Annotated in this window: 10 protein-coding genes; 6 read left to right on the forward strand and 4 right to left on the reverse strand. The window is 40.9% G+C overall.

The window, feature by feature from the left end; translation table 11 throughout:
• Positions 1 to 43: 43 nt before the first annotated feature.
• The 4 genes from glmM (at position 44) to VNZ46_RS13305 (ending at position 3,388) form a co-directional block, all read left to right on the forward strand.
• On the forward strand, positions 44 to 1,432 hold the full coding sequence (gene glmM / locus VNZ46_RS13290; RefSeq protein ID WP_325560584.1) for a phosphoglucosamine mutase: 1,389 nt from the start codon (positions 44 to 46) through the stop codon (positions 1,430 to 1,432).
• Between the two features lie 5 nt (positions 1,433 to 1,437).
• Positions 1,438 to 2,586 (forward strand): cysteine desulfurase family protein, encoded by a 1,149-nt coding sequence (locus VNZ46_RS13295; protein WP_325560585.1) that lies wholly within the window; start codon positions 1,438 to 1,440, stop codon positions 2,584 to 2,586.
• Positions 2,573 to 3,112 carry a GNAT family N-acetyltransferase gene (locus VNZ46_RS13300; RefSeq protein WP_325560586.1) on the forward strand — a complete coding sequence of 180 codons (540 nt, stop codon included), beginning with the start codon at positions 2,573 to 2,575 and terminating at the stop codon, positions 3,110 to 3,112. The genes VNZ46_RS13295 and VNZ46_RS13300 overlap by 14 nt, the downstream gene beginning before the upstream one ends.
• A gap of 63 nt (positions 3,113 to 3,175) precedes the next feature.
• A complete protein-coding gene (locus VNZ46_RS13305; protein WP_325560587.1) occupies positions 3,176 to 3,388 on the forward strand; it encodes a hypothetical protein in 213 nt (70 codons plus the stop codon).
• 57 nt (positions 3,389 to 3,445) lie between these two features.
• Here the strand turns inward: VNZ46_RS13305 and accD are convergent, their stop codons facing one another.
• Entirely contained in the window at positions 3,446 to 4,291 is an 846-nt protein-coding gene (gene accD / locus VNZ46_RS13310; protein WP_325560588.1) for an acetyl-CoA carboxylase, carboxyltransferase subunit beta, read from the reverse strand.
• 142 nt (positions 4,292 to 4,433) lie between these two features.
• Between accD and fbaA the strand changes: the two genes are divergently transcribed.
• Positions 4,434 to 5,513, forward strand: a complete 1,080-nt coding sequence (gene fbaA, locus VNZ46_RS13315; RefSeq protein ID WP_325560589.1) for a class II fructose-bisphosphate aldolase — start codon at positions 4,434 to 4,436, stop codon at positions 5,511 to 5,513.
• Positions 5,514 to 5,602: 89 nt separating this feature from the next.
• Positions 5,603 to 6,028, forward strand: a complete 426-nt coding sequence (locus VNZ46_RS13320) for a GNAT family N-acetyltransferase (protein WP_325560590.1) — start codon at positions 5,603 to 5,605, stop codon at positions 6,026 to 6,028.
• A gap of 18 nt (positions 6,029 to 6,046) precedes the next feature.
• Here the strand turns inward: VNZ46_RS13320 and VNZ46_RS13325 are convergent, their stop codons facing one another.
• From VNZ46_RS13325 to VNZ46_RS13335, 3 genes are all read right to left on the reverse strand, one after another.
• A complete protein-coding gene (locus tag VNZ46_RS13325; protein ID WP_325560591.1) occupies positions 6,047 to 6,904 on the reverse strand; it encodes a hydroxymethylglutaryl-CoA lyase in 858 nt (285 codons plus the stop codon).
• Between the two features lie 94 nt (positions 6,905 to 6,998).
• Positions 6,999 to 9,938, reverse strand: coding sequence for a protein translocase subunit SecDF (secDF, locus tag VNZ46_RS13330; RefSeq protein WP_316833373.1), 2,940 nt, complete (start codon positions 9,936 to 9,938; stop codon positions 6,999 to 7,001).
• A gap of 111 nt (positions 9,939 to 10,049) precedes the next feature.
• Positions 10,050 to 10,184, reverse strand: a 135-nt coding sequence (locus VNZ46_RS13335; RefSeq protein WP_325560592.1) for a dihydrofolate reductase, incomplete at its 5' end; no start/stop codon positions are given.

A 10,184-nucleotide genomic window follows, 5' to 3' on the forward strand; every position in this document is an offset into this window, starting at 1 on the left:
ACTTAAATTTTTCTTATTTTTGGATCAATAAAAAACCGAAAAATTGACACTGATAAAATCTATTTCTGGAATAAGAGGAACCATCGGCGGAATTGCCGGAAACGGGTTAACTCCAATTGATGTTGTAAAATTCACGGCAGCCTACGGCTCCTGGGTTATTGCGAAAACCAATAATAAAAAGATTGTGCTTGGACGCGACGCCCGTATATCTGGTGAAATGGTCAATAACCTGGTGATCGGAACCTTACAGGGCCTGGGCATCGAAGTTATAGATCTTGGACTGAGCACTACCCCAACTGTAGAAGTTGCCGTACCCCTGGAAAAAGCAGGTGGTGGTATTATTTTGACAGCCAGCCACAATCCAAAACAGTGGAATGCCTTAAAACTGCTTAACGGTAAAGGCGAATTTATCAGTGATGCTGATGGAAAAGAGGTACTTGACCTGGCAGAGCGTGCTGATTTTGACTTTGCAGACGTTAATGAATTAGGTAAAGTTGTGTTGAACGACACCTATCTTCAAAAGCATATAGACGCCATCCTGGCCTTGCCACTGGTGGATGTAGAGGCTATTAAAGCTGCAAATTTTAAAATTGCAATTGATTGTGTGAATTCCACAGGTGGGATCTTTGTACCTGCCTTATTGAAAGCACTCGGCGTAAAAACTATTTACGAGTTGTTCTGCGAACCTAACGGTGAATTTCCGCACAACCCGGAACCACTTCCGGAGAACCTGACGGAAATAGCCAAAGTTGTGCAAAGCAAAGGTGCAGACCTGGGGATCGTTGTAGATCCGGATGTAGACCGTTTGTGCTTTGTTTGCGAAGACGGTTCCATGTTTGGAGAAGAATATACATTGGTTGCCGTAGCGGATTACGTTTTAAAGCATACACCAGGAAATACCGTATCCAACCTTTCTTCTACCCGTGCACTGAGAGATGTTACGGAGAAAGCGGGAGGTACTTACAATGCGGCAGCGGTAGGAGAAGTGAATGTGGTGAACAAAATGAAAGAAACCAACGCGATTATTGGCGGAGAAGGCAATGGCGGGATTATTTATCCTGAATTACATTATGGAAGAGATGCCCTGGTGGGAATCGCTTTGTTCCTGACGCATCTGGCTAACTTCGGAAAATCCATTTCTTTACTGAGAAGCAGCTATCCGAATTATCATATTTCTAAAAATAAGATTACGCTTACACCTGAAATGGATATTGATGCTTTATTGCTGAAGGTGCAGGAAAAATATAAAAACCAGCCAAGCAGTACCATTGATGGTTTGAAAATTGAGTTTGACAATGAATGGGTACACCTGAGAAGGTCAAACACAGAACCGATCATCCGGATTTACAGCGAAGCCCAGAACGAGACTGTTGCAGAAGGACTGGCTTCAAAAATCATCTCGGATATCAAAGAAATCTTAAAATTGAATTAAAAAAAATGAACAGAATCTATTTAGATAATGCCGCTACAACTCCTCTGGATAAAGAGGTGCTGGCTGAAATGGTTAATGTAATGGATAATTATTATGGAAATCCATCTTCTATCCACGCCCAGGGGCGGGAAGTAAGAACATTAATCGAGAAGGCCCGCAAAACCGTAGCCGGCTTATTAAATGCGGTTCCTGCAGAAATATTTTTCACTTCAGGTGGTACCGAAGCAGACAATACAGCCATCCGGTGTGGTATTGATGCTTTCGGTCTTAAACATGCCATTACTTCTAAAATTGAGCACCATGCCGTAGAGCATACCCTGGAAATGCTGTTAAAAAACGGTGCGATCGATAAACTCAGTTATGTGAATATCGATGAGAAAGGAAATGTGGATTATGCCCACCTGGAACAGCTGTTAAAAGAGAACGAGCGTTCTTTTGTTTCGCTGATGCATGCCAATAATGAACTGGGTACCTTAACCGATATTGTCAAGGTAGGCGATCTTTGTGAAACCTATAATGCCATCTACCATTGTGATACGGTACAAACTATGGGGCATTATGTCCATGACGTCAGGAAACTGAAAGCTCATTTTATTGTTTGTGCAGCACATAAATTTCATGGTCCTAAAGGTGTGGGTTTCCTCTATGTGAACCACAACATTAAGATCAGTCCAATGATCTTTGGCGGTGCTCAGGAGCGGAATATGCGTGGTGGAACAGAAAATGTATATGGCATTGTAGGCCTGGCTAAAGCAATGGAAATTGCCTATGCAGAAATGGAAAAGCACCAGAACTATATCCAGGAACTGAAAACCTACCTGAAAAACAAACTGATTGCAGAAGTACCAGGGGTTGGGTTTAACGGAGAAACAGAACCAGAAAAAAGCCTGTATACCGTTTTAAATGTTTCTTTTCCGGAAATGGAAATGTCTGATATGTTGTTGTTTAACCTCGATATCAATGGGATTTCGGCATCAGGAGGAAGTGCCTGCTCTTCAGGTTCCAATATTGGTTCCCATGTGCTCACTGGAATAGCAGCAGACCCAAATAAACCTTCGGTACGTTTTTCTTTCAGTAAGTACAATACCAAAGAAGAACTGGATTTTGTGGTAGATAAGGTAAAGCATATCGTGCAGCAAAATGTCAGCGCTTAACTTTTTAAAAATAACTGACCGGAAAGATGAACGTCTTTCCTTTGTAAAGGCACTTTATCAAAGTGCCTTTCCTGTACAGGAGCGAAGGGAATGGCCGGTCCTTTTGTCTATGATCGGTACAGGAGCGGAGATGCGGGTGGAGCTGGTCACAGACCAGGAACAGCCTGTAGCCTTTGTAATCTGGTGGGAGATTTCGGATTGGCTGTTTATCGAACATCTGGCCGTATCCTCTGCAGAAAGGGGAAAGAATTACGGAAGCCGGATCATGCACCATTATCTGGATGCTGCGAAGGGAAAGATGCTGCTGGAAGTGGAAGCTCCTTTAAGCGAAGAAGCGGAAAGAAGGATATCCTTCTACGAGCGTCTGGGGCTGCACCTGCTCGACTATGTCTATGAGCAGCCTTCCTACCGGGACAGGGGAGTTGTTTATCCTATGCGCCTGATGAGTACCTGTAAAGACCTGTTGGACAGGCCAGTGTTTGATCAGCTTGTGGAACAGATTAAAGCTAAAGTTTATTTTATATAAACAATACCTGCTAGGGGCTGTTATTATATGAACTAACGATTGTTTCATTTAATATCTACCACTATGACACAACATCCCGAAAACAAAAAAGACGAAGAGAAAAAGAAAACAGTTTATAAAGAAACTGAAGATCCGGAACAAAAAAAAGATGAGGGAGAAAGTTCCTCAGGTTCAGACTTGAGCAGAACGGATCTGATCTCTAAACCGGATAGAAAAAATAAGCCTCTTGGTTCCAGCCATGAACCCGGTACTATGCCAGGAAGCGGAAGTATCTAAATTGAAAAAGGCGTTTGTGAAACCCACAAACGCCTTTTTTAATTTATCTATCTTTTGTTAGTTCTTCATCATCTTTAAAAAGCTGGCCAGTTTTGATTTCATCGCTCTTCTGTCTACAATAAAATCAAGAAAACCATGCTCCAATACAAATTCAGAGGTCTGGAAACCCTTCGGAAGATCTTTTTTAATGGTTTCTTTAATTACTCTTGGGCCGGCAAAGCCAATCAGTGCACCAGGTTCTGCAATATTGATATCCCCAAGCATGGCATAAGATGCCGTTACACCACCCGTTGTAGGGTCTGTCAATAAAGAAATATATGGAATTTTTGCCTGGCTCAATAAAGCCAGTTTAGCCGAAGTTTTAGCCATTTGCATTAAAGAAAATGCAGCCTCCATCATTCTGGCACCTCCAGATTTGGAGATCATCAGGAAAGGGATTTTATGCTTAATGCTGTAATCGATTGATCTGGCAATTTTTTCCCCTACAACCGATCCCATAGAACCACCAATAAAATTGAAGTCCATACAGGCAATGACCAGTTCTTCACCTTCGATCTTTCCATGTGCAGCCCTGATGGCATCGTTTAAGCCGGTTTTAGCCATGCTTTCTATCAGCCTGTCTTTATAAGGTTTGCTGTCTGTGAAGTTTAAAGGATCCCCTGATTTTAACCCTGCAAATAGTTCTTTAAACTGGTTGTCGTCAAATAATACCTGGAAATATTCTTTAGAACCTACCCTCAGGTGGTAATCACAATAATGACAAACATATTTATTTTCTATAAGATCCGAACTGTGTAATGCCTTTTTGCAATTAGGACATTTGTTCCATAAACCATCCGGCGCTTCCTTTTTTTCTTCTGTCAGTGTACTAATACCTTTATTTTCTCTCTTAAACCAAGCCATGTTATTTGTTGAAAAATGCGACTACAAAGAAACAAAAAAAAAATTGAACCGTCTATGATAGTTTTAGGATAAAATAAAACCTGGCTTAGATTTGCCTTAATCTATATTTTTCCTAACTTCGGCGTATACAAAAATTAGAAAAATGAGTTTAAAAGGCTACAAAGGAGTAATTTACGGAGACGCCGTTCAGGAATTGTTTGAGCAGGCTAAAAAGCATCAGTTTGCATTACCAGCAGTTAACGTTACGGGAACCAATACGATCAACGCAGTAATGGAAACAGCGAAGGCTGTAAATTCACCCGTTATGATTCAGTTGTCAAATGGTGGAGCACAGTTCTACGCAGGTAAGACATTGAATAATGAAAACCTTAAAGCATGTGTACTGGGCGCAGTATCCGCAGCTAAACACGTGCATTTACTTGCAGAACACTATGGTGTAGCTGTAGTATTACATACGGATCATGCGGCTAAAAAATTACTTCCATGGATTGATGGATTGTTGGACCACGGTGAGCAATTCTTTGCAGAACACGGAAAACCATTGTTTTCTTCCCACATGCTGGACCTTTCGGAAGAACCGATTGAAGAAAATATGGAAATCTCTGCTAAATATTTAGCCCGTATGGCTAAAATGGGCATGACCATTGAGATCGAACTGGTCGTAACCGGTGGCGAGGAAGATGGTGTAGATAACAGTGATGTAGACAGCTCTAAACTGTATACGCAGCCTTCTGAAGTAGCTTATGCTTACGAAGAACTCAGTAAAGTAAGTGATAAATTTACTGTAGCGGCCGCATTTGGAAATGTTCACGGGGTATACAAACCAGGTAACGTGAAACTACAACCGGTAATTTTAAAGAACTCACAAGATTATATCAGAGAGAAATTCAACCTGACAGCAGAAAAACCAATCAATTTTGTTTTCCATGGTGGTTCAGGTTCTTCTCAGGAAGAAATCAGAGAAGCCATTTCTTATGGTGCAATCAAAATGAACATCGATACAGATATGCAATGGGCATTCTGGGAAGGTATTCTGGATTACTATAAAGCGAATGAGGCTTATCTGCAAGGTCAGATCGGAAATCCTGATGGAGAAGATAAACCAAATAAAAAATACTACGATCCACGCGTTTGGTTACGTAAAGGTGAAGAAGCATTTGTTAAGCGCTTAACCCAGGCTTTTGAAGACCTGAACTGCAAAGACGCCAGCGATAAATTATAGTACATTCCTCCTTTCTAAAAGGGTTGGGATTTCATAACAGAAAAGCGCTATAAGTCAGAACTTATGGCGCTTTTCTTTGTTTTATATATATGGACACATTAGAGGTTATTAAAATCAGCAACCAGGAGCAACTGGAAGATGCGTTTGCAATTCGTAAAAAAGTATTTGTTGATGAGCAACATTGCCCACCTGAACTGGAATGGGAGAATGAAGATGTTTCTACTCATTTTTTAGCTCTACTTGGTCAGCAACCCTGCGGCGCCTGCCGCTGGCGTAAAACAGATAAAGGTTATAAACTGGAAAGGTTTGCTGTATTAAAAGAGTTCAGGGGAAAAAGAATAGGGCAGGCCATGGTGGCGGCTGTTCTGGCCGATTTACCTGAAGATCATCAATTTGTTTACCTGAATGCACAACTGGATGCTGTTTCCCTCTACAGCAAGTTCGGCTTTGCCGCAGAAGGACCACAATTTGAAGAAGCAGGTATCATGCACGTCAAAATGGTGCGTAAAGCCTGATCTTTGTTACAGTAGAAATTAAAGAAAAATCCTGGAAGAATAGGCCAGGGCGATCTTCCATTTGTCCATATTAAGTCCGGTAGGTTCAGCAATACGGTCCAGGTAACTGATTAAGTCTTCTGTTGCCAGATTTCCCGTGAGGTCATCTGCAGCCATAGGACAGCCTCCATATCCCTTTAGTGCGCTGTCAAAGCGCCTGCAGCCACTCTCATAAGCAGCTTGTATCTTTTCCTGCCGTGTTTCCGGTGTACTGTGCAGGTGAACGCCAATTTCAAGGTCACCAAAGCTTTTGGTGATTCCAGGTAAAATAGCCTTAATCTTTTCTGGAGAAGAAACCCCCGTGGTATCAGAAAGAGAAAGGATTTTTACACCCAGTCCGGCCAGTTCCCCTGTCCATTGTTGTACGATATCAATATTCCAGGGGTCGCCGTAAGGATTTCCAAAGCCCATAGACAAGTATACCACGGCCTGTTTGCCATGCTGGTCACAAAGCTCCAGCATTTGCTTCACGGTATCCATAGATTGCAGGATACTTGAATTGGTGTTGCGTTGCTGGAAGGTTTCCGAAATAGAAAAAGGAAAGCCAAGATAGGTGATCTCCGGATGCTGAACCGCTTCTTCAGCACCTCTTACATTCGCTACAATGGCCAGTAATTTGGAAACCGTATTGCTCAGATCCAGTTTAGACAATACTTCTTTGGTATCCCTCAATTGAGGAATCGCTTTAGGAGAAACAAAGCTGCCAAAATCAATGGTGTCAAAACCGACTTGCAGGAGCAGGTTGATATAGGCTGCTTTAAGGTCTGTATCAATAAAATGATGGATGCCCTGCATGGCATCTCTTGGGCATTCAATCAGTTTAATCCGTTTTTCCATAAGGAAGCTTTATGCATTTTTGTAAAGATAGATACAACAAAAAAGGCATCCAATAGATGGATGCCTTTTATATACATTTTATTTGTATTAAAGTCTATTTGCTTTTTCCGAGATCCACTACAATTGGTGTAGAGATACAAAGTGAAGAATAAGTACCGATAACACGGCCAATTAATAAAGCAAAGATAAATCCTCTGATGCTGTCTCCACCGAAGATGAAGATCACCAATAATACAAAGAATACAGTTAGTGAAGTCAGGATGGTACGGCTTAATGTACTGTTCAGCGCGAAGTTGATCAGTTTATTACGCTCTTCACCATGAAGATCTTCTTTACCATGCTCAGCAAGTTTCTCCCGGATACGGTCAAATACAACTACTGTTTCAGTCATGGTATAAGACATTACCGTTAAAATTGCGGCGATGAAATCCTGTCCGATCTCTAAAGAGAATGGAAGCACGCCATCTAAAATGGTGTAGAAAGAAAGTACCAGCAATACGTCATGGAATAACGCGATTACCGCACCCAGACCATAGTTCAGTTTTTTAAACCTGATGATGATATAGAAGAACATCAGTAAGCAAGAGAACAATACAGCACCATAAGCGCTATATACCAGGTCACTTGCAATGATAGGTCCTACTTTCTGGTTACTCTCAATGGTGTATTTAGCTCCGGTTTTATCCAGACCTTTTTTCAATGCATCTTCTACCAGTTTATCCGCATGTGTATCCTGATCGGCAATGTGGAAAGTGGTGGTGATTTTTAATTCATTGTCATTACCAGCAGTTTTAACCTCTGGTGCCTCGTTGTCGAAAAGAGGGGTTAAATCAGATTTAACATCTTCAGTAGATATGTTTTTATCGAAGTGAACGATGTAAGTTCTTCCACCTTTAAAATCAATACCAAGTTTCAATCCGCCATTTTTAAAGTAGAAGATGAAACCTAAAACAATGATTACAGAAGAAATGGTGTAATAGATCTTTCTGCGTCCAACAAAATCAAAAGCAATGTTTTTGAAGGCATGCAAGGTAGCTTTGTTACCAAATGTAATGTTTGCATTTTTGCTCAGCAGGGATTCGAAAACCAAACGGGAGATCAATACCGCACAGAACAGGGATGACAAAATACCAATACACAAAGTAGTAGCGAAGCCTTGTACTGGTCCGTTACCGAAAATGTACAGGATCACACCTAAGATCAATACGGTTACGTTAGAGTCAATGATAGAAGGCATTGCATGTTTGAAACCTTCTTTAATAGAAAGTGCAGTGCTTTTGCCATGTAGCAATTCTTCTCTCACCCTTTCAAAGATCAGGATGTTCGCATCAACCGATAAACCAATTACCAAAATGATACCAGCGATACCAGGTAAAGTTAATACCGCACCTAAGGATACCAGGATACCCATGATGAAGAATAAGTTGATCACAAGCGCCAAATTAGCTACCCATCCAGCTTTGTTGTAATACAAGGCCATAAAGATCAGGATCACAATGAAGGCAAGTACAAATGACAATAAGCCGTTGTGGATTGCAGCCTGACCTAGAGAAGGACCAACTACATATTCTCCTACAATTTTAGCAGGAGCAGGTAATTTACCAGCTTTTAAGATGTTGGCTAAATCTTGTGTATCGTTTACAGTGAAACTTCCTGTGATAGAAGAAATGCCGTTAGGGATTTCATTTTGAACAGTAGGGGCAGAGTAAACTGTATTGTCTAAAACAATAGCAATTGCTTTTTTATTGTTTGGATCTGCAGAAGCTTCTGCGGTGATTTTTTTCCATTTTGCAGCACCTTCACCGGTCATGTACATGGTTACTTCCGGTTTGCCTTTCTGGTCAAAGTCATGACGGGCATCGCTGATCGCGTCACCACCTAAATCTGGTTTGCCATCTGCTGAGGTTACTTTAATTGCATACAATTCGAAAACCTTGGTGTTTTCCATCGGTTTTACACTCCACATAAACTTGAAAGTAGGAGGAATGATAGACGCAATTTCAGGTTTTGCAAAGTAAGCGTTTACTTTAGCGGTATCTTTTTGAGCTACCCATCCTACAACCGGACCCGGACGTAAAGCAGGCTGTCCGTTTTGACCTTGATAGGTTGGAATACTTAATACAGCGAATAAAGGGTTGTTTTTAGAAAGCTCCTGTTTTTTAACATCAGCAGAATCTTTGGTTGCCGGCTTTTTAGCCAGACCAGCCAGTTTACTTTCTGTTTTAGCTGTAGTGTCTTTCACAGCTGCAGTAGCTGAAGTATCTTTTAAAGCGGTAACCAGGGTTTTGTTGATGTTTTCCAGAACAGAATAAACTTCTTCATTCTGGTACACCTGCCAGAACTGAAGTTCTGCAGAACCCTGCAATAATTTATGAATCCTTTCTTTGTCCTGAACACCTGGCATCTCAATCAGGATACGGTTGGTACCTTCTTGTTTCTGCATGTTCGGGCTCACTACACCAAATCCGTCGATACGACTTCTGATGATGATGAACGAACGGTCGATAGCGCTGGTCGCTTCTTTAGACAAATACGTTTTAACGTCTGAATTACTGGCATTGGCTTTAAGGTCCTTTGCATTGTCCTGATTGGAAAAGAAATCAGCCAGTTTTCCGTTAGGGCTTAATTTTTCATATTCGTTTACGAATAAACCAATGAAATCTTTACCACCAGCGTTTAATTGCGTTTGAGCGTTTGAGATCGCTTTGTTAAAATTAACATCAGCAGGATTGTTAGCCAAAGATTTTACAAGTTCACCTAACGATATTTCCATCGTTACGTTCATACCGCCTTTAAGGTCTAATCCAAGATTGATTTCTTTGGATTTACAGAACTGGTAATTAAAGCCAAAGACCGGATAAACCGGAACAGTAGCCATAGAATCCAAATAAGCCTTTTCTTTTAAAGGATCTCCTTTGGCATACGCTTTAGCGTTTTTTTCTACGTTTGATGTAACCAGGTTAAACGATAGAGAATACACACAGACAATACCCAATAGTATTGCCATAAATTTTATAAAACCTTTACCTTGCATTTGTTTGTAATTATTTGTCTATATGCTATATATTTTTTTAACAAGTCGGCAAATCTAATTAATTTTTTAATTAATAGGCCTTCTTATTAATTTTTTATTATAGATGATACACTAACGGCGTATAAGTGTCGAAAATGTATATCCAATAGGGTTTTTCTCATCGGGTTGATGAGGTTCAACCTCCGTTTCTGACCAGATGCCAGGATCAATCTCCGGAAAGAAGCTGTCGGCTTCAAAACTCCGGTG

Source organism: Pedobacter sp., from assembly GCF_035566355.1.
Taxonomy (GTDB): domain Bacteria; phylum Bacteroidota; class Bacteroidia; order Sphingobacteriales; family Sphingobacteriaceae; genus Pedobacter.

Excerpts from the sequence above, each read along its gene's own strand:
- secDF (WP_316833373.1), bottom strand. The coding sequence starts at position 9,938 with ATGCAAGGTAAAGGTTTTATAAAATTTATGGCAATACTATTGGGTATT.
- VNZ46_RS13295 (WP_325560585.1), top strand. The coding sequence starts at position 1,438 with ATGAACAGAATCTATTTAGATAATGCCGCTACAACTCCTCTGGATAAA.
- VNZ46_RS13320 (WP_325560590.1), top strand. The coding sequence starts at position 5,603 with ATGGACACATTAGAGGTTATTAAAATCAGCAACCAGGAGCAACTGGAA.
- VNZ46_RS13305 (WP_325560587.1), top strand. The coding sequence starts at position 3,176 with ATGACACAACATCCCGAAAACAAAAAAGACGAAGAGAAAAAGAAAACA.
- fbaA (WP_325560589.1), top strand. The coding sequence starts at position 4,434 with ATGAGTTTAAAAGGCTACAAAGGAGTAATTTACGGAGACGCCGTTCAG.
- accD (WP_325560588.1), bottom strand. The coding sequence starts at position 4,291 with ATGGCTTGGTTTAAGAGAGAAAATAAAGGTATTAGTACACTGACAGAA.
- VNZ46_RS13300 (WP_325560586.1), top strand. The coding sequence starts at position 2,573 with ATGTCAGCGCTTAACTTTTTAAAAATAACTGACCGGAAAGATGAACGT.
- VNZ46_RS13325 (WP_325560591.1), bottom strand. The coding sequence starts at position 6,904 with ATGGAAAAACGGATTAAACTGATTGAATGCCCAAGAGATGCCATGCAG.